The organism is Brevibacillus sp. BC25 (assembly GCF_000282075.1).
Lineage (GTDB): Bacteria > Bacillota > Bacilli > Brevibacillales > Brevibacillaceae > Brevibacillus.
In genome coordinates, this window is the sequence record NZ_AKIX01000093.1 from 44,047 (window position 1) to 65,180 (window position 21,134).

A 21,134-nucleotide genomic window follows, 5' to 3' on the forward strand; every position below is an offset into this window, starting at 1 on the left:
CTCTTGAGGGAGGATGCAAGGCAATGGATTACATGAAGCTGGCAGTGGAAAAAACGATGGAAGGCATGAACAACAAGCTCGGCGGACCTTTTGGAGCGGCTGTCGTGAAAGGGGACGAAATCATCGCCGTATGCAGCAATCGCATGATGGCAGATATGGACCCGTCCCAGCACGCAGAGATGGTAGCCATTCGCGAAGCGTGCAAGACGCTGGGCACGATGGATCTGACAGGCTGCGAAATTTACGCGACTTGCGAGCCTTGCCCGATGTGCGTGGGCGCTATCATCTGGTCCGGCATCAAGGTCGTTCATTACTGCTCGACTGCGGAAGATGCGCATGAGAACGGTTTTTCGGATAAGCATCTTCGCGACTATTTTTCCGGTAAGGATCAGAGTGTTTTGAACATGATCAAGGTCGAGAAGCGTGAGGACTGCGATCAGTTGTTTACGCACTTTCATCAGATGAACAAAGAGTAGTAGGTAACTGAATAGCAGACAAGAAACACGGATGTTCAGAGCACGAAAAAAGGGCCTTATAAAGGCCCTTTTATCATATGTGCCCTGGCGATGTTCTCGATAGTTGAACAAGGCTACCCCAAATCATTTATCTCACAAATGTAATAAAGTCAACATTAACTGGTTCAATACCAACTGCTCGAAGTCGTGAGTTAATCTGTCCTCGATGATACTGACCATGCAATGCTACATGAGTTAAAATATCCCGTACAGAATACGTAAACTCTCTTCCTTTACTATTCGTGTAGGATATTATTTTATCTAGGTCAGTATTTGCCAAATTCGTAAAAAAAGCTGTGAAGCTCTCTTCATTTTGTTTAATAAGTTCTGCACAGCTCTCTAAATCGCTCTCCGACCATATGGGAAGTTGTGAACTGTCCATTCCACGCAATCTAGTTATCCATATTTTTTCAGCATGAAGGGTATGGGAAAATAAACGCCATATCTCCTGATTTTCATCTTCAATACTTTGCAGTGTTTTAAAAATACGTTGGTTAGCCCAATCTAAATGCTCATACATCTTTTGGATCGTTTTCAATTTGAATCACCCCTCCCAGTTCTTCTGCCCGTTAGTTGAGCAATGCCGTCAGTCTACCTCTTTATTATTTCAGTCTACAGCATTATTATCTAGTATAAATTTTTCGTGTTTTCGGACATATAAAGTCGTTTTTCTTATAGCCAAGGCCCTGCTGGCGAAACCCACTGAACTGTTATACATCTACCCATTCATTAATGGAGAGAGGTTGGCCAAACCGGTCCTTGCCTATTCAATTGATGGTAACGATATCAATGCCCTGACAGGTAAGGTCAACGAGTAGGTAGAATGAAATTGAGTAGGCAATCAGGGAGCTGATGTTTCATATGAACTGGTGCTTTGTTTGCAATTATAATGAACTTTTGGAGCCCCCATACAATGAAAGGGGAATACCTTCAGACGAAATATGCCCGTGTTGTGGAATTCACTATGGTTATGATGACGATGATGTACCTGATAAAGAGTCGGTTTACAAAAAGTGGAGAGATAGTTGGATTAGGAATGGATGCATCTGGTTTTCAAAAGGGCGACTCGCTCCTGTAGGCTGGAACTCAATCGAGCAATTAAACAGAAGTAAATAATTGATACCTAGGGCTGCCCCGTTTGTAGAATTATCTACTTGCAGGCAGCTTTCTTGATAGGCCCAAATAACAGAAAGAAAAACTTATGAAAAGTGCGGCTCTTCAGGGCTGTACTTGTACCACATTCCACACCAAGTATGCAGATAATATGACTAAACGGGTCCCTTCTTTACTTCAACAGTGCCTATCTATTCCGAAAAGGAAAGTTTTCATCATAGTTATTATGAGCTATAAATACCTACAAAAACGCCTGGTAACACGGGCGTTTTTTGTTTGTGCGAGGGGGAGGTGTTGTGTGATAACATGGAAAATATTACTGAGTCATTCTGAGAGAGAAAATTACATTGGCGTATTTGGGGAGGGGAGAAGGAAATGTCCACGATCGAACAGATTACCGAGCATATCTTGATTATGCATGCAAGTCATGACACGGATCGCCCCATCCTAGCAGCCATTACGGGAGCAAGAAAAACCCTCTTGATTGATGCTGGAAATTCACCGGCGCATGCCGCGTTGTTTCGCCAGGAGTTGCAAAGGCTAGGCGTTCGTCTTCCAGATCTGCTGATACTGACTCATTGGCACTGGGATCATACATTCGGAATGTCAGCATGGGATCTACCTACCATCGCGCAGGCAAAAACCGCACATTCATTGAGCAAACTGATGGGGCTGGAATGGTCGGATGAAGTCATGGAACAGCTCTGTAAGGAGAAGGTCATCAATGCCAGCACGATGGCGAACATCAGAAAAGAGTACGGAATGAACCGGGACTTGATCCGAATAGTCGAGCCGGATATCCTATTCGATGAATCGATCACGATCGACCTTGGAGGCGTGACATGTCAGGTGAACCGTGTCGGAGGAGATCATTCGGAAGATTCGTGCTATGTGTACGTAAAAGAGGATCAAACGCTGTTCCTGGGAGATGCCTTGGGTCCCTCTGTCTATGGCGGACCGCGCAGTTATACAGCTTCCCGTTTTCTGCGCGTGTTGAAGCAAGCATACCAGTCTGAAGCAATCCTTTTCGTGGAATCGCACGGCCGGCCATTGGATCGAGCTGCCTTTCAAAAAGAGCTCAGTGATTGGGAGCAGCTCGCTCTGCTCACAGAGCAATACGGGCAAAACAGAGAACGGATCGTAAGCGAGATGTGTACCTTCCTACAGGTGTCAGAGCTTCCTCGTGAATTTTCAGAAGCTCTCGAATGGTTCATGGTCGGGGCTGCCTATCAAGGATCCGATACCTACTAAAACCCCCACAACCGCAACTTCACGGCGAAGATCGACACCGTGAAGCTGCGGTTTTTTGCATGGCCGAATACGTGCAATGGACCTGACGGTATTCGAAACTAAGGGGGTAAAGCTAATCCAAAATAAAAATTCCATTTATGCTAGCGTAGGGGTAAATTGATAGTAAGGTATATTATTTGCAATATTGTACAAACTGATAATAGATACGGAATTGCAGATGTGTTTCCTATAACCCACGGCTGGTTAAGCCATACACAATTAGTTAGGCCATTTGATTTCGTTCGTGACCCGTAAATCTTATTGAATTATGGGTTTTTTTCATGCTCAAATTTGTAGCTGGTTTTCATATTCCAAGTTGCTGCAAATTGGTTTGTAAAAAAGGAGCAAACACAGGGCTTTGATACTTACTTCAGCCGATTTTTCTTCCGTTTTCTACAAAACATTTATTAAAAAAGTCCATCCCATAGCAGAAGAAACGAATCATCCGATTTATCCTGAGACATTCAAATTTGTGATAATATAAGAAAAATATGAGACGTAACACTAATGAAGAGACAGCGAGTGAAAAGAAATCTAATTTCTGCTAGAGCTTCTTTTAAACTAGAGGTGGCAACATGTTAAAACGTTTATTTGTTTCAGGATACAAGGCTCACGAGCTTGGCATTTTCAATGAAAAGAATCCGGGGTTAGCCATTATTAAGAAAGCACTGAAGCGGGAACTCGTAAGATTCCTTGAGGAAGAATTGGAATGGGTCATTATATCAGGTCAACTCGGGGTAGAAATGTGGGCAGCCGAAACTGTTCTGGAATTGAAAAAGGAGTATCCACATCTAAAACTGGCGGTAATTACTCCGTTTTTGAATCAAGAGGAAAAGTGGAAAGAAGAGACCCAGGATTACTACCGAAATATTGTGACGCAAGCCGACTATATCAATAGTGTCTATCAAACACCTTACCAAGGAGTTTGGCAGCTTGGAGAGAAAGACAAATTCTTGCTATCCAATTCAGACGGTATCTTGCTAGTTTACGATGAAGAAAACGAAGGCTCACCGAAATTTCTAAGTAAGCTCGCCGCCAAAAAATCGGATATGGGCGATTATCAGTTATTTCGAATTAACGCGTATGACTTACAGACCATTGCAGAGGAACAGCAGCAAGAATTATACAATGACTAGTTCTAAACAAAGAAGCTAGCTATGAAAAGCTGGTTTTTATTCTTGGACAGTCTCTCCTGTTTATCCAATATCGGTCTATTGCTTTAATTGTCCATTGTCTGGGGCCAACAATCATATTTATGTCACAACATATCAACAAAAGGGGACCTGTCGGGGTCCCTTTTGTTATTCCAGACTAGTTTAGATAACATCTTTTGGAGGGGACGGCTCCTGGTAATTCATCTGCCGCTTTACCTAATACTCCGGGAGTTGCCCTGCTGCCTCTTTCATTTTAACAGGCACATCATCCTGCATTGAATTCCTTGCCCAAATCTTGCAACATACTACGCATCGACTGCGGAAGCATTCGACCTTCAGGAGCTGATCTACTTCACTTTGGCATAATAAAATTTCTGACAAGAAAGCCAAATTATCCACTGTCAACCTCTTGGAATTCCTACTTATTTTTGCTAGATCAATTACATAATGCAAGTCGTTTCTTCTCAAATCACTTTGCTCAAATACTGCCCCATGTGTTCATATTACACGCTCAAAGACTATTTGAAATTAGGTTATGGAGAATATTGTTTTTATAAAGTAATAGACTAAATTCCTAATTTTACAATATGGAAAATATGACATTATTACCATTTTGTATATTAGTAAGTAATGATATCATGTTTACTCATAATAAAATATGGAAAGTGAGGTAGTAATTGTGAAGAGGATCGTATTTGATTAACAACAATAGTGATTTCTGTGCTTCTAGTCATTAGTCAGTGCTGCTCAAGTCGGGTAGACAGTAGATTCAATTGTAACAAAAGGCCTAATGAATTGATTTGGTAAGAGGGTACATTACAGCGAAGTTACATATTCGAGTAGGTGAATTTGAATATTGATCGTATAGCTATCATTTTTTAGTTTGGGTTTATTAAATTTCGAAGTATTTTACTGAGATAGTGACTCTTTCTACTGAATGTATATTGAACAATACTCCATTTTCTTTAGCGCTGTTCTCGAATGTCAAACTAGTAGAAACCTAACCAATGAGGAGAGCAAAGTGAACATTAACATGAAAAGATATTTGTCCGTGCTTCTAGTGCTGAGTGTGTTATTGAATATGGTAGTACCCCTTTCATATGCATCTACGAATCTAGATAATCAAATGAACACAGTGCAAACAAATGAAAATACATCTTCAGAAGGTGTAACGAGTACAACAGAAATAGAAGGCGAAGGATCTATTGATAGTAAGTTATCCATAGATGAGGGAAAGCAAGAAAACGAGATAGAATTCGAACCAGAAAACGAAATAGTAGAGTTATCGATCCTTCCAGATGAAATTCAAATGGGAGTAGATGAGTCTGTTGCTTTACTTGTTAAGGCAATGTGGGCAGATAAGGTTGTTGAAGATGTAACCCAATCTGTCACGTGGGAAATCGAGAAAAAAGAATTGATTCGTATCGAAGAAGGCAAGGTCATTGCTCAAGCTCCGGGCAAAACCACGCTCACTGCTACTTACAAAGACAAAGTGACGAAAGTGAATGTTGAAGTGGTAGATGCTTCTTCAGAAGAGCCAGCTGTAGATGCATTAACCGATGAATCACAAACCGACGAAATAGAAGCGGAAATCCCCAAGCTGATGAGCCGAGTTGCGGGGGAAACATTCGAGCTAACCATTTCCGAAGGTGAGACTTATGTTTTTGAAAATAGTAATCCTAAATCAAGTTCTTCGTTGAAGGCCGACACTTCGAGAAGTGATGGTAGGACGTATGACTATGCTGCGTACAATGCAGAGGGAGAGGGCGTCGCTCATGACCTAGACTCCATTGCTACTTCAAGGTCGATCCCGCTAGATGGAAGGCTTGTTGTTACGGTTACTGGATTTCCTGTAACTTTTACGGGAGATGTAGAAAAGACAACCTATTATTCTGCATCAGAACCCGCTTTATTTAAAAAAACGTTGAGTAAAGATGAAACGTTTATTGCAGTAAATACAAGCTCACAAAGTGAGTCCATTCAATACACTGGTGGTACGAAAAAGAAATTCAGTTACCATATATTCAACAGTGATGGTTCGGTCTATAAACAGGCTGTCGATACGTCGACAGTTTCCTATTCCGTTCCAGCAGGTGGAAAGTTTGTAGCCACTTCGACATCTGATGATCCTGTAACATTTGGTGGTTATTATGACATCTTCAAAGAAGAGGACACCTCCGATGGAACTGTCATCAGTCACAAACTGAATCAAGGCGAGTCCTATCGTTTTGTCAATAATAGTGAAAAGACATTAAGGTTAGATACCGATGCTGCGTATTCGACAGATACGAGATTTGATTTTGCTATTTACAAAAGCGATGGCACAGTACATTCCCAGGCTGCTAATTCATATGCAAGATCGAATGCTGTCTCCGCAGGTGGAGAGATAGTCGTAACGGTTAAGTCTAGCACGCCAATCACGTTCCAAGTATATGACCCTATCTTTGTCGGAACCCCAAGTGTTGATCCTGCTCTTTGGGAAAGAACGGTTACCAAAAATGAAACAGTCAGTGTGAGAAATACAAGCTCATTCGACCTTAAAGCTCTAACAGATGCTGGCCCAAATAAAGTATTTACTTACCAAGTTACAAGTCGTGATGGGTCTATCGTGAGTCAACAGGACAATTCCTCCTTGAGAAGCATACCTGTTCCAGCTGGTGCGACGTTGACTGCAACAGTAACCAAAGATAATCCGGTAACATTTCACGGATATTTTGATCATTTTAAAGAAGAACAGGTAGAAGATCTTCTATTCAAACAAGAAGTCAAACAAGGCGAATCTTATATCTTTACGAATGTTAGTGGAAAGATTCAAGAGATTGAAACAGATGCTTCTTCTTCAAAAGGAAATCGATTTGAATACACCGTTTATAATAGCGACGGCACTGGCAATTCGTATGCCCTGGATACAACTTTGAGATCGAAGTATATTCCAGTCGGTGGAAAAATGGTCGTTACGGTCACGTCTTCCATACCTGTGACCTTCCAAGGATTTGAGAAAGGTGTAAAAAGAAGCCCCAGCGCAAATCCTGCACTATTTAAGCGCCAAGTGTTTAATGGTGAGACGGTAAGCTTTTTAAACACAAGCACGAAAGAATTGAAGATTGAAACGAATGCGTCAAGTAGGAATAAATACAGTTATCAGATTGCCTCTAATACTGGTTCTGTCGTCAAACAGCAAAACGATGCAACTGCGACAAGCTTGGAGATACCAGCAGGTGGAAAGCTGACGGTTACCATTCCCTCCGATCAGAGCGTTACCTTTTATGGATATTATGACCTCTTTAAAGAAGATGGTTCTAGTTCGATACGCTTTAAACTACAGCTGAACCAAGGCGAGTCTTATGTATTCACAAACACGAGTACGAACAAATACCAGTATATAGATACAGATGCTTATTCCTCTCAGGATAAGAAATACGATTATACCTTGTACTATCAAGGAGCTCCAACACGTCAGTCTGCAAGTGATAATGGAAGACAAATTTCAATGCCTCCGGGCAGTAGAGTAGTGGTCACCGTCATATCTTTAAAACCTGTGACATTCGAAGGTTTTAAAGATGGATTGGAAGGAAGAGTGAGTCCTACCCCTGCTCTTTTCAAACGAACAGCGGTTAAAAATGAAACAATTGGGATTCGGAATTCAAGTCAAGATACCGTACAAGTTCTAACAGATGCAACCTACAACAAAAATCGATTTACTTATCAAGTGATGAAGAGTGACGGTTCTATTAGTATGGAGGCCAACGACACTTCTCAGCTCCAAGTATCCGTACCACCAGGGGGTAAGCTGACAGCAACAGTGACCACTGACCTGCCGGTTACGTTCGCAGGTTACTATGACATTTTAAAAGAAGAGTCAGCGGTTTCTTTAACATTTAACCAACAAGTACAACAAGGTCAATCTTATGTCTTTGTAAACAAAAGTGATGTAACACGAGAAATAAAGACAGATGTTACATATGAGTCTGGGAATAAATTTGATTATGCCATGTACGAAGTGGATGGAACCAGTCATAGTCTAGAACGTGATTTCTCTAAAGATTTACTTGAAATTCCCGCAGGTGGAAAGGTAGTTGTAACGGTTACTTCGGCTTCTCCAGTGACGTTCAGCGGATTTGAAAGCACGATAGCAAGAAGTGAAAGTTTGCAACCCGCCTTGTTAAAACGAACCCTTTTAAAGAATGAAAGTGTAAGCATTCTTAATCAGAGTAAAAAAAGTTCGAAAATCAAAACAACTGCTACACGTTATGATCCCTATCGTCTTGAAGTCAAGAGTCCAGACGGTAAGATCACAGACAGTGATAAAAAAAGCACGTCAAAGAGTGAAACAATTAAGGCTGGTCATACCTTTACCGCGACAGTCATCAATGATAATCCCATTACTTATTATGGAGCCTATGAGCATTTTGTCGTAACTTCAGATCCAGTCCCGATCATTGAGAATGTAGCGGTCAACACTTTTGTCGATGTGACGAAGAATACAAAAGAGGTCATCTATCAGTTCACCACAGAAAAAGAGGGATTGCATCGCTTGTTTACATCTCCGTATCAAGAGAGTGGTGGAGAGGTAGACACGGCTCTTACCTTGTACAGCGATTCTGCCATGCAGAATGTGATTGTGCAAAATGATGATCATGATGGCCCTTTCGGTTCGCTATTCTCCATGGTGGAAGCAAAGCTTGCGCCGAATACGACGTATTATGTAAAGATTACCGCAAAGGCAAATGCAAATTTATTGACCAGATTGACAGTAGAGTCAGATTTCGACAATTCTCGCGAAACAGCTACCGTAGCGGAATGGGATGGGATTTATTCCGACCGTTTGTCTTCACCATACGATGTTGATTATTTCAAGCTTACGCTGGATGAGATTGCCGATATGAATTTATATGTCGACAACAACATTCTAACGTTAGAAGATAAAGACGGAAATGAGCTCCAGACGTTTTATGCGAATCAGGAAGACGTGTTATTTATTCCAGGCGACATAGGCGTATTTTATGCGAAAGTATGGAAGCAAAATCCAAGGAAAGAGAAAAGAGCGGCTCTACGCTCGTTACAGACTGCTCCAACTCCCATCTACCATACAAAGTTTCATAAAGTAGTACGGGATACGGGGTATATGGCTATAGATCCAGCCTTAAACATTGTCGGAGCGATTTCATGGAAATACTACGAAGATCATCAGGAAACGGTTATTACCGTAGCACCTAAAGATAATCCAACTCATGTAGTTTACCTAGAAACGAGAAGGTTTTTGGCGAAGAATGTGAAGCATACCTTTACGTGGGATGGTTCCATCAATATGCCGACTACCCAGCCAATCTTAAAAAATGGAACTTACATTGTAAAAATTCGAGCAAAAGACGTTGAAGAAAGATATACAATTGATTCATGGTTTAGATTCTACAATTCCAAAGATACAGAACCTCTTAATATTGATGAACTAGTTAAGACATACAACCAGGAAGTATCTACCGAATACATTAAAACGATGCAAAGAACGCTTAAAAACATGAAAATGTATCATGGCGAACAAACAGGCTCTTACGATAAAGATTTACTGATGTCCGTAATTATGTATGAGGTAGTTACCAACAGATGGAGCGGATTAGTTGCCGCGCAAGAAATGGATGCAAAAAATAACGGAACATACTATGAGCCTATTACTGAAAGGGGAAAAATAACGAAGAGATTGGTTAGCAATTCTATTAAAGACGAACACCGAGACTTCTCGGGGGCAAGAATTGAGTTTATGCTGGAAGGCGATGCAATCATCTTTTCGCTTGCAGGGGGGGCGGCCGTGCGTGTCATGCGTATCGGGTCTACTCTCACTGTCAAATTAAGTAAAACAATTAAGGAATTAATTGACGAAATAAATGATGTCTATGATTGTAATTGTTTTACTGCTGGAACAAAGGTTCTAACAGACGAAGGGGAGAAACCTATTGAGGAAATCGAGGTAGGGGATAAGGTTCTTTCAAAAGATGAAGAGACTGGTGAGGTAGCTTATAAAGAAGTTGTAGGGCTGTTCCAAAAACAAGCTGATGAAATTTATAAAATTTATATCGGCGACGAGATCATTGAAGCTACTGCTGAACATCCAATTTGGTTGAATGGTAAAGGATGGACGCTTGTAAAAGATCTTAAAGTTAATGATTTGCTTGTTTCAAGCGACGGTAATACACTCGCAATAGATAAGATTGAGAATGAGAAGCGCGAAGCTACAGTTTATAATTTTGAAGTAGCGGATTTTCATTCTTACTTTGTATCTAATCTTGGTATATGGGTGCATAATTGTGCTATTAATAGAGTTACTAGACTTTTAGACAAAATGCCCGAATTTACTGGTTCTACTAGAGAAAAATTGTTATCTGCTGTTCAAAATGAAGATTTAAGAAAAATAGTAAATGAACTTTATAGACCAGGTGCAAAAGAAGGGGATGGCGGAACTGCTTATATACTAACAAAGGAGTTTTACGAAGGTTCTTCAACGCATCTACAAAAAGCAAAGGACCGGGTAAAGCAGTTAAATGATCTAGGGAAATCCGGGAAACTTGGTCTTAATGACTTAGATATACTTGATGCTTTAACGGATGATTTAGAGGATGCAATAAGACTGTTTAAATAGAGGAGTTGGTGGTTATGAATAAAAAATCGGAAGAATTCTTGAAAGTAATGTTAGATTTCTTACCGTCAGCTGATGACGCGTATAGAAAATCAATCGCAGATTACGGTGAGGTGCTAGAAACTGTCATAATTGAGGACATCTTCATGCCTGAAATAATTAAACTATTAAGTGAGGAAAGGAACATCAATTTGTTAGAAAGTATTTTTAAATATTTTGAAGAAGTATCTAATGACGAAGATGCTCACTTAAAGAACATTTTTTCAATTACGGTGTTGGAAATACTCGGAAATGACAGAACGATTCTAGGGACTGCACAGAAATACATGGGAACTAAAACGATACAACTTCAAATAGAAGCTGATAGAGCATTAGGTAGAATCTAGTCAGTACAGACTCATAAGATATTGACGGTTATCCATAATGGATAACCGTTTTGCTTTATTCCGAGGCAGAGGGGGCCAGTGCCGAATGTACTCATCATTCAACCAATAACACATATAACCCATGTAATACCCATAAAAAGATTTCGTCATTTCGTTAGTACGTACATCAATGCTTGAATTTATACCCTAAATAACGCTATGCCGATACAACAAACAGGTCGATTATGGTTAGATGCTACCATGATTGACCTGTTTTTTGTTACCTTCGTTTTCTTACGGTTTTTTCAAATTCATTCGCAACTTTTAAGATGGATAGTGCGACAACTATAGTAAGGGCGGTTATACAAAGAATTGCATTTTATCCGTAACATAACTTGACTATTGCAACGATGATTACTGTGTCAATAACAAACTGGTAAAGTGCCAGTTGACATATACAGGTAAGGCAACGTGAAGGCTAGCCACCTTGCCCTCTAATTATAGACGGAAATTCGTTATAAAATTTCCGGTGAGGGCTGAAGGGTGTTTCTTTGTAAGTGAAGCTCTATTTCAAGCGATCTTGGGGATTATCAACACCTATTTCACAACTAATCCGAAAAGGTAACTTTTCGGACTAGTTGTTATTATTTCTAAGGATCCATGGTATTGGGGCCAGGCCGTCGTACAGCACACAAGGATTGCGGGATGATTCATTGTGTTACACAACAACCGGTGACTCAAGATAATGGTTTCATCTGAACGGGCAGGATAGAGCAATAGCGACAGGACCTATCCCAGCAGTTCTTTGGCTCCGTTCATCACTAAGGGCATCGTCTGTTTAACGAATGATTCCGCACTAATTAGACGCCCCTCATTGTTCCAAACGTAAGCCGCCCCATACATCCCCCAACTTAACATGATAGAAGCTGTATTTATTAAGAATTGCGCGTTTGGACTCGATAGCATCTTGTCTTTGTCTATAAAGGAAAGAAGTATCGTTTGAATTTTTTCCTTTATTTGAATTTCGAATACAGGTCCAAGCGATTCATACCTTCTTTTGCACATAGTGCTTAGACCCTTGTGAAAATCGCATACACCCAGAAAAATACTCTGAATTGTTTCTTCATTTAATACTTCATGACCGCTTATTCTACGATTTATGATTGTCATAAATGATTCCATTAGTTTGGCCTCAAGAATTTCGAACTTATCTACAAAGTGCGCATAAAAAGTCGTTCTGTTAACAGTAGCCCGCTCTGCAATATCCCTAACGGTTATCGATTCAAAATCTTTCTCTTGAATTAGTGAATCAAAAGCGTCTTGAAGGAGTCGTCGTGTACGTACCACACGAGGATCAGCTTCATTCTTTTTCATTGTCATGGTTAGGATCTCCCCCATAAAAACGACATTATAGAGATGGTGTTGTCTATACAACGGTTTACGGTTATTGATGATTGTGCATCAATCAGTTGTTATTATAACCTACAAATACAACAAGTGTTGTTCAAACAACCAGTGTTGTATTTGAACGAAATACTGCATGCAGCTTTTCCAAACCAAAAGGAGGAGAGAACCATGTCAATTTCACAACCATCGCAAACGATGGAGCACCAACCTTTTTTCGATGTTATTCAAGAACGCCGGTCGGTTCGTAGTTATAATCCCGAGGTCAAAATTTCGCGGGAGGAATTGGTCGAAATACTGCGGCAAGCCACGCTGGCTCCTTCAGCTGCTAACCTGCAGCCGTGGCGGTTTCTCGTTATCGACACGCCGGAGTTGAAACAGAAGCTGCTTCCGATCGCATTCAATCAACAGCAAGTGGTCGAAGCTTCGGCTGTCGTCGCCGTTCTTGGAGACCTGGAGAACATCCGGATGGCCGAGAAGATTTACGGTCAAGCTGTCGAGGCGGGTTTCATGCCTGCGGATACGGCAAAATCGATGGTTGAACACTATACCGGCATGTATTCGAGCATGCCGCCCGAGGCCATCCGCCAAATCGCTTATACCGACGGCGGGCTAGTATCGATGCAACTCATGCTTGTCGCCCGCGCTAAAGGATACGACACGGTACCGATTGGCGGCTACGACAAACAAAAGTTCATGGAAACTTTCCGCATATCAGAACGCTACACTTCGATTATGCTGATCGCCATCGGCAAGGCGGCGAAGCCCGGTCATCCGACGGTGAGGCTGGCAGTCGATGATGTAGCTTTCTTTAACGAAATGTCTAAGGAATAACAAACTGTAAAAGGGGGACCGCCAGCATTTAAACGAAAATATACGCTAAGCCGCCAACCATACCGGTTGGCGTTTTTTATTCCTTTAAGTTTTTGGATGATCCAGACTGATAGCCTGGTGTTCAAAGATAATAAAGTTTATTGGGATCCCCGTTTTTATTGTTACTGGGGGAAGCCGTATCTCTTCGCACTCCACGCGATAATCAAAGCAACAATCAGCAGAATCAACAGCACTCCTGGAAACGATTGTAATCCAACAAGGCTCAAGCAAGGCACCACCTACAATGCCTCCACCAGCGATGGCCAAATTCCATACAGTGGTATTAATCGGCATTGCTATATCAACGTCTTCTTCACCACTTGCATTGGCTTGCGCGGTTTGCAGCAGCGTAGCGGCACCGCCGAAGGTCAGGCCCTATAACACCACCACCGTATAGACTATTGGTGCCGATGTGCCGCCCACCCATAGGGCAATGGACGCAAGCGCAAAACCCATCAGGCTGATTAATACAAGTGGGCGCAGCATACGGTCAATTAACAGGCCGACAATCCAGATTGAGATATGTGCGGCTAATCCAAAGACCAGCAAGACAAGATCGCCACCGTGAAGCTGCGGTTTTTTGCATGGCCGAATACGTGCAATGGCCTGACGGTTTCAAACTCAACCGATTTAGGTAATCCAGGTGGAGGCGGCTCCGAGGTTAAGACGGAACACGCAACGGTTTATAATTTCATGGTAAAGGACTTCCATACCTACTTCGTTTCAAATCTTAAAATATGGACGCATAATTCATGTGTAGATTTAAACGCAGTCGCTACGTATATTAAAAAGCATGGGAAGTTACCGGATAACTATATTACTAAAGATGAAGCAAGAGCATTAGGGTGGGACTCACGGGGCCATCGTTCGATTGATTCCAGTTATAGTAAAATAGGCTAAAGCTGGTCAAACAGGAGAGATGGCTTAGATTAGGAGATTACTATATGCAAATTAATCTGAAAGAACCATATGGAATATTAAAGCATAGTGCGTCAACTGAGGATGTTGCTCACTTGCTTGGTCTATTCATAAAAAAAGACTCCTTATTGCTTTTTTCTTTCTATGAAAGAAATTTGCCATTAGTTGATACTGACATTCAAGAATTCATCAATGAAAGACGTCTATTTACTAATACAGAATGGGTATTGCCGTGGGAAGAGACAATTCCTCACTGGGACCAACCAAATAATACACCACCAAATATTATTTGGTTCTCAGTAAAGACAAAGGACGAGATTATAAAAGCAATAGATATCGACAGTTTATTTCGATGTGTTGTAGTGAAGGAGGGCGACGACTTTAATAAATACTCGAATGTGATATTCCAACAAGAATATTATGCAACTTTTGACGAAGAAAATTTTGAGCATTATATTGGGTTTACGAACAAGGTTGAATTTCTTAACGCCACATGGTCAGAATTAAAGAACCGATTTCATGTAAACTTAGTTGAATAGAGTAGAGGACCTTGTTGGATAAATTCTAACAAGGTCCTCGGGTCTGTCAAGATTCATCCCCTAATTGGGACATTCTTTCACGGAACCAACAGGGTCAAGGACGTAAGGCGAATATTCATGTCACAACATATCAACAATAAGGGACCTATCGGGGTCCCTTTTGTTATTCCAGACTAGTTTAGATAATAATCCATTATATCAATTATGAATATGTGCGACGAATTATTAGTCTCAACCTAATTGGCTTTATCCAACAGCCATTTTCCTACATACTTCAGGGGAGCGGCTACTTTACATTTAGATAGAGTGAAGTCGTGTAACAACTAATCCGAAAAGATAACTTTATTTTCACGGAACAATACGCGCTTGAATTTCGATCAACAACACTTTATCCTTTTCAACAACAAGACGGTGAACGGCGGTGCATAGCATGATTGGCGGAAAGAAAATAGGGATCGGGCTGATGCTCGGAGTGATTCTGCTCTTGACTATCGGCATGACGATCCCCAGCGAGGTACATCAGGAAAAAGTCATTCGCATCGCAGGGGATAATAATTTTCCGCCCTTCGAGTACTTTGCCCAGACTGGCGTATTCAGCGGCTTTAATGTAGACATCATAAACGCCATTTCGATTGAGACGGGTATGCGAATTGAATTCGTGCCCTTGCCCTGGAATGTAGCTCTCGATGCCTTGCGAAACGGACATGTCGATGCCGTGCAAGGAATGAAATACAGTCCTGCGCGTGACAAGCTGTACGATTTCTCAGCTCCATACTTTTTAAGCTCCCAGGGGATATTCGTGCGAACAGACAATGTGCACATCTTCGGGATCGGAGACCTGACTGGTCGGAGGGTCGCCATCCAAAAAGCAGACATCGCGGCGGATCTTTTCCTTGAGCTTCAAAATACCAGCTTCATCGAGACAGACAGTCAGGAAGAAGCTGTGCAATTGCTCCTCGACGGAAAGGTAGACGCGTTTGTCGGCAATCGCATCACGGGGCAGTACTTCCTGCAAAAAAACAACCAGCAATCCCAAATCAAAATCGTAGGCGACCCGATCGATCCGACTGATTATGGAGTCGCGGTTCTTCCTAAAAACGTGCAGCTACTGACTGAGATCAACAAGGCTATCTCCAAGATCAAACAAAACGGAACGTATGACAAAATCGAACGAAAATGGTTCGGACAGTACATCAGACCAAACACGCCTAACTTGGAGCGCCTTCGCCTCTATCTAGAGTGGGGCTCCGGCATTGGCCTACTGATCGTCCTCGGGATTTTATGGTGGAATCGCATGTTGAAAAAGGAAGTGCAGAGAAGAACCTCCCAGATCCACGAAATCAATCGGGAGCTGAAAGAAAAAATGGCGCTGCTCGAGGAGAATCTGCAATTTCAACAGCAGCTGCTCAACAGCACCTACAGCTTTTATGTCACACTCACCCAGCACGGCCGCATTTTTTTGATGAATCGAAAAGCAGTCGACTTTCTCGACGTCGATCACCGTTTAACTGGCCTTCCCCTGAGCGGAACGATTCTTGCAGAGTTTATTCCCAATAATCAGGTCGAGGATGTCCTAATGCAGGGTAGTACGTATCTGGAGCAAGAGATCGTTTGGGAAAGGGAACGAGACGGGCAAGCCCAGCGGCTGGTGATCCGCTACAATATTTTTCCGATTATTTCTCCTGCAAAGGAAATCACAGGAGCCATCATCAACTTTCATGACGTGACCAAGCAAAAGGACATGGAAAAGAAGCTGGAGAGCGAAAACAGATTGCGTTCGTTAGGGCAATTGATTTTGGGGATTGCACACGAAATCCGCAACCCCCTGACCTCTATTCTCACCTATACCCAGCTTTTGCCGACCAAATTTGACAACCCCAAATTTCGGAATTTCTTCGCGCAGCAGGTGCCTGGCGAAATACTGCGCCTGAATGATCTCGTGAATGATCTGTTGGAGTACGCCCGGCCAAAACCGCCGCATCCAGCCCGTTTCCGTGTCGCTGACCTGATGGAAGCGGTCCTGCAGCTGTGCAGCCAGAAGATCAAAGAGAAAAAGGTTCAGGTGTCACTCAGCCTTCCCCCTCACTTGTGTATCGAGGCTGACGTCAACCAAACCAAGCAGATTTGGATCAATGTCGTGCTCAACGCCATAGAATCGATGGACGCGCAAGGCAAATTGAATATTCGCGGATATACAGAGGGGCAGATGGTCGTCGTCGAAGTAGAAGACAATGGGCATGGCATGTCACCAGAAGACAAGTACCGCATTTTCGAGCCATTTTTTAGTACCAAAGCAAATGGGGTAGGTCTCGGACTCTCGATCACCTATCAATTAATCAAAGAAAATGGAGGGGCCATCGACCTGCACAGTCAGCCTGGTCACGGCACCACCATGATTATTCGCTTGCCGATGCCACAGCAAGAAACAGAAGGGAAGGACTCTTATGCACCATCTGTTAGTCATTGATGATGAACCTGCCATCTGTCAGTCACTTGAATTTGCCTTGGAGGAAAAGTATCTGGTCAATACCTTCACCGACCCAGAAGCGGCGCTGCCTTTCCTCCAGCAGGTAGAGATCGCTCTCGTCCTGCTCGATTTAAAAATCGGGGCTCATGACGGAACAGAAGTGCTCAAGGAAATCAAACGGCTGTCACCGGATACCGTAGTGATCATGATGACTGCCTTCGGAAGCATCTCTTCGTCCGTGGAAGCCATGCGGCACGGTGCCTTCTACTATTTGACCAAACCCTTGATGATGGACGAGCTGGACATTTTGCTATCCAAAGCAGAAGAATTGTACCAGCTGCAGACGCGCGTCAAATGGCTAAGCGAAGAGCTGGATAAGCTGTCCGACAGCTACGGTCTGATCGGAAACAGCAAAGCCATGCAACAAATCCTTGATCTGATCGACAAGGTCAAAGACATTGACTCCAGTGTGTTAATCAACGGCGAAAGCGGAACAGGCAAGGAGCTGGTCGCCCGCGCGATCCACTACCAAGGACAACGCAGAAACAAGCGGTTTCAGGCAGTCAACTGCGCAGCTATTCCCGATAATTTGTTGGAATCCGAGCTGTTTGGCTATGAAAAAGGGGCTTTTACCGGAGCCATGCAGAGCAAGCCTGGGCAGTTCGTGCTAGCTGATGGCGGCACGATCTTTCTCGATGAAATCGGGGAAATGGATATGTCCCTGCAAAGCAAGCTACTGCGGGTCATCCAGGAACGAACCGTGACCCCACTGGGAGGCCTGGAAGAGAAATCAATCGACGTGCGGATCATCGCGGCGACCAATCGAGACCTTTGGAAGGAAGTCAAAGCAAACCGTTTTCGCGAGGACTTGTATTATCGGCTCAACGTCATCCCGATCCAGCTCGCTCCTCTGCGCGAACGAGAAGGGGACGTGCCGCTGCTCGTGCATTCCTTTATCAAAAAAATTAGCGAGCGAATGGGCAAGCCGATCGACGGTATCTCGCAGGAAGCGCTGCAAGTGATGGAAAGCTACGATTTTCCTGGCAACATCAGAGAGCTGCAAAACATCGTAGAACGGGCGATTGCCTTGACGAGCTCATCCCTGATCGAAAAGCGAGATTTGCCAAAGGAACTGCAAGGGACGCAGCTTAAGCAGGTCACGAGCAAGCAAAAGCTGATCCCTGTCTACGTCGGGGATACGCTGGAGCAGATCGAAAAAAGGGTCATCCTGCACACCCTCGCCCATCAGGAAGGAAATCGCCGTAAAACAGCGCAATTGCTGGATATGGGCGAGCGAACCTTGCGGGATAAGCTGAAAAAATACCAAGATGAACAAGAAGAGGAATAGACGAGGCGGCAGAAATGGCCGGCGGCAATTTTCGCAGGGCGGCGGATTTTGCCGCCTTTTTTGTATTTTCAAAAGACTCTCGCAACTCATGGCAAACGACCTGAGAATGGCTTTAGACAGCCCTTCGTTTGCTATTGCTTCTCCTTTTCCTCTTCGATTTCTCGCTTGGCACGATATTTGAATATAACTAATATTCGAAATCAATAAAATATATTTGGTAGGGGGTCTACAACATGAAGGGATTTCGTAAGGGACTGTTCTCTCTGTGTGCACTACTGGTCACCGGGGCTTTGATCGCTGGCTGTGGTGCCAAGCCTGCAGAGCAGACAGCTGCGTCGGGCAATGGTAGTCAAGCTGCAGCACCAACAGATGAAGTGCTGCAAAAGATCAAAGACACCAAAACCTTGTTGGTAGGAACGGACGCTACTTTCCAGCCATTCGAATACAAGAATGCACAGAACGAATATGAAGGCTTTGACATCGAACTTGTGAAAGCGGTCGCATCTGAGCTGGGCGCGGAGAAAGTCGAATTCGTAGACACCGACTTCAAAGGCCTGATTCCAGGACTGCAAGGCAAGAAGTTCGATATGATCGTATCCGCGATGTACATCACGGATGAGCGCAAACAAACCATCGACTTCTCCCAGCCGTATTATCCAGGCGGTCTGACTATCATGGTGCAAAACGGAAATGACACGATCAAAGGTGCTGATGATTTGAAAGGCAAAAAAGTAGCCGTCCAAATCGGTACCAAGTCTGCCAAATTCCTGAAAGAGAAATATCCGGAAGTAAAACTCGTGGAGGTCGAGAAAAACGTAGAAATGTTCCTCGAGCTGGAAAGCAATCGCGTAGACGCTGTTGTTACTGGAATGCCTGCTGCCAAGGTGTACGCAAAGCAGAGCCAAAAGGTAAAAGTTCTAGATGTTGAGCTGACGCAAGAATACTACGGTTACGGTGTACGCAAGGAAAACAAAGAATTTGTAGCTGCTCTCGACAAGGCACTGAAAACCTTGAAAGAAAACGGTAAGCAAGAAGAAATCGTTAAAAAATGGTTTGGTGAATAACAACATCAGGAGGTGCACCAATGGCGCTTGATTTTATGGTGATTTTTGAAGACAACAATTTATATGCGCTTCTGGAAGGGCTATGGGTTACGGTTTCGATGACTTTCATGGCACTGATTCTAAGTGCGGTTCTGGGTCTGATCATTGGTCTCGGAAGGATGTCCAAGCAAAAATGGATATCTATACTCTGCTCCTTGTATCTGGCATGGTTTCGCGGAACTCCGCTGTTGGTGCAGCTCATGATTCTCTACTATGGCTTGGCGATCGGCTTGCAAGTGGATTTGAGTGCATCTGTAGCTGGGGTGCTGGGACTCGGGATGTACAGCGCCGCTTACGTATCGGAAATCGTGCGCGGAGCGATTCAATCGATTGATAAAGGACAAATGGAAGCTGGACGTTCTCTCGGGATGAGTCATTTCCACACCATGGTGAAGGTTATTTTGCCGCAAGCTGTACGCCGCATGCTTCCGCCGCTGTGCAATGAATTCATCGCGTTGACCAAGAACTCTTCGCTTCTGTCCGTCATTACGGTGTCTGAATTGATGCGCGCAGGCAATCTGATCGTATCGAACAATTTCCGTTACTTTGAGATCTACATCGGCATCGCTGTTCTGTACTTCCTCGTCAACTACTCCATCTCGGTCGGCATCGGCCGTCTGGAACGCAAATTGAGTGTAGAGGGGGCGCGTGCCTGATGATATCCGTCAAACGAATCCACAAATCATATGGAAGCCTGCACGTCCTAAAAGATGTGAGCCTCAATGTCAGTCAAGGCGAAGTCGTGGTAATGATCGGGCCAAGCGGTTCCGGAAAAAGCACGTTGCTGCGCTGCATGAATTACCTGGAGCAGATTCAAGAAGGCTCGATTGAGATCGAAGGAAAGCCGATCGGATTGATTCAAAAGGACGGAAAGCTCGTGGAAATGCCCCAGAAAGAGCTGGACAAGGTTCGCGCTGAGGTAGGTATGGTGTTTCAAAACTTCAATTTGTTCCCTCATGTGAACGTGCTTGAGAACGTCATGATGGCCCCGATGACTGTGAAAAAAACAAAGCGGGAGGAAACCGAGAAACAGGCACGCGAGCTGCTGCGCAAGGTCGGACTTGCTGAAAAGGCAGATATGTATCCGGACCAATTGTCAGGCGGACAAAAACAGCGTGTGGCCATCGCTCGCGCCTTGGCAATGAAGCCGAAAGTAATGCTGTTTGACGAGCCTACCTCAGCCCTCGATCCTGAATTGGTAGGGGAAGTGCTGGCCGTCATGAAACAGCTGGCTGCAGAAGGGATGACCATGGTGGTCGTCACTCACGAGATGGGCTTTGCCCGTGAGGTAGCTGATCGCGTAGTCGTGATGGACGGCGGTACGTTGATTGAGGACGGGCCACCGGAGAAGATCTTCTCCTCACCTGACCAACCTCGAACACAGGCATTCCTGAGCAAGGTCTTATCGCACTAG

The 21,134-nt window shown here is 43.5% G+C and carries 14 protein-coding genes; 12 read left to right on the plus strand and 2 right to left on the minus strand.

Annotated features, from left to right (window positions below):
- The first annotated feature begins 23 nt into the window (after positions 1-23).
- Positions 24-476, plus strand: coding sequence for a nucleoside deaminase (locus PMI05_RS22190; RefSeq protein ID WP_007726596.1), 453 nt, complete (start codon positions 24-26; stop codon positions 474-476).
- Between the two features lie 127 nt (positions 477-603).
- Here PMI05_RS22190 and PMI05_RS22195 read toward each other — a convergent pair whose 3' ends face one another.
- A complete protein-coding gene (locus PMI05_RS22195; RefSeq protein WP_007726598.1) occupies positions 604-1,053 on the minus strand; it encodes a DinB family protein in 450 nt (149 codons plus the stop codon).
- 950 nt (positions 1,054-2,003) lie between these two features.
- On the opposite strand from PMI05_RS22195, the gene PMI05_RS22200 reads away from it, so the two are divergent.
- From PMI05_RS22200 to PMI05_RS22215, 4 genes are all read left to right on the plus strand, one after another.
- Complete coding sequence (locus tag PMI05_RS22200; protein WP_007726601.1) at positions 2,004-2,879, plus strand: MBL fold metallo-hydrolase; 876 nt, start codon at positions 2,004-2,006, stop codon at positions 2,877-2,879.
- 614 nt (positions 2,880-3,493) lie between these two features.
- Positions 3,494-4,054: a DUF1273 domain-containing protein gene (locus PMI05_RS22205; RefSeq protein ID WP_007726603.1), complete on the plus strand. Its 561-nt coding sequence runs from the start codon at positions 3,494-3,496 to the stop codon at positions 4,052-4,054.
- A 1,039-nt stretch (positions 4,055-5,093) separates the two neighbouring features.
- A complete protein-coding gene (locus tag PMI05_RS22210; RefSeq protein ID WP_007726606.1) occupies positions 5,094-10,706 on the plus strand; it encodes a polymorphic toxin-type HINT domain-containing protein in 5,613 nt (1,870 codons plus the stop codon).
- Between the two features lie 14 nt (positions 10,707-10,720).
- Positions 10,721-11,089 carry a hypothetical protein gene (locus PMI05_RS22215; RefSeq protein WP_007726607.1) on the plus strand — a complete coding sequence of 123 codons (369 nt, stop codon included), beginning with the start codon at positions 10,721-10,723 and terminating at the stop codon, positions 11,087-11,089.
- Positions 11,090-11,857: 768 nt separating this feature from the next.
- Here the strand turns inward: PMI05_RS22215 and PMI05_RS22220 are convergent.
- Positions 11,858-12,448 carry a TetR/AcrR family transcriptional regulator gene (locus tag PMI05_RS22220; protein ID WP_007726609.1) on the minus strand — a complete coding sequence of 197 codons (591 nt, stop codon included), beginning with the start codon at positions 12,446-12,448 and terminating at the stop codon, positions 11,858-11,860.
- Between the two features lie 195 nt (positions 12,449-12,643).
- Between PMI05_RS22220 and PMI05_RS22225 the strand changes: the two genes are divergently transcribed.
- The 7 genes from PMI05_RS22225 to PMI05_RS22260 all read left to right on the plus strand — a co-directional run bounded on the left by PMI05_RS22225 (position 12,644) and on the right by PMI05_RS22260 (position 21,134).
- Positions 12,644-13,306 carry a nitroreductase family protein gene (locus PMI05_RS22225; protein ID WP_007726611.1) on the plus strand — a complete coding sequence of 221 codons (663 nt, stop codon included), beginning with the start codon at positions 12,644-12,646 and terminating at the stop codon, positions 13,304-13,306.
- A gap of 983 nt (positions 13,307-14,289) precedes the next feature.
- On the plus strand, positions 14,290-14,802 hold the full coding sequence (locus PMI05_RS22235) for a hypothetical protein (protein WP_007726613.1): 513 nt from the start codon (positions 14,290-14,292) through the stop codon (positions 14,800-14,802).
- A 430-nt stretch (positions 14,803-15,232) separates the two neighbouring features.
- On the plus strand, positions 15,233-17,269 hold the full coding sequence (locus PMI05_RS22240; protein WP_007726614.1) for a transporter substrate-binding domain-containing protein: 2,037 nt from the start codon (positions 15,233-15,235) through the stop codon (positions 17,267-17,269).
- Entirely contained in the window at positions 17,247-18,617 is a 1,371-nt protein-coding gene (locus PMI05_RS22245) for a sigma-54 dependent transcriptional regulator (RefSeq protein WP_007726616.1), read from the plus strand. Before PMI05_RS22240 ends, PMI05_RS22245 begins: the two co-directional genes overlap by 23 nt.
- A gap of 233 nt (positions 18,618-18,850) precedes the next feature.
- Entirely contained in the window at positions 18,851-19,681 is an 831-nt protein-coding gene (locus PMI05_RS22250; RefSeq protein ID WP_007726618.1) for a transporter substrate-binding domain-containing protein, read from the plus strand.
- Positions 19,682-19,701: 20 nt separating this feature from the next.
- On the plus strand, positions 19,702-20,376 hold the full coding sequence (locus PMI05_RS22255; protein ID WP_007726620.1) for an amino acid ABC transporter permease: 675 nt from the start codon (positions 19,702-19,704) through the stop codon (positions 20,374-20,376).
- Positions 20,376-21,134 (plus strand): amino acid ABC transporter ATP-binding protein, encoded by a 759-nt coding sequence (locus tag PMI05_RS22260; protein WP_007726622.1) that lies wholly within the window; start codon positions 20,376-20,378, stop codon positions 21,132-21,134. The genes PMI05_RS22255 and PMI05_RS22260 overlap by 1 nt, the downstream gene beginning before the upstream one ends.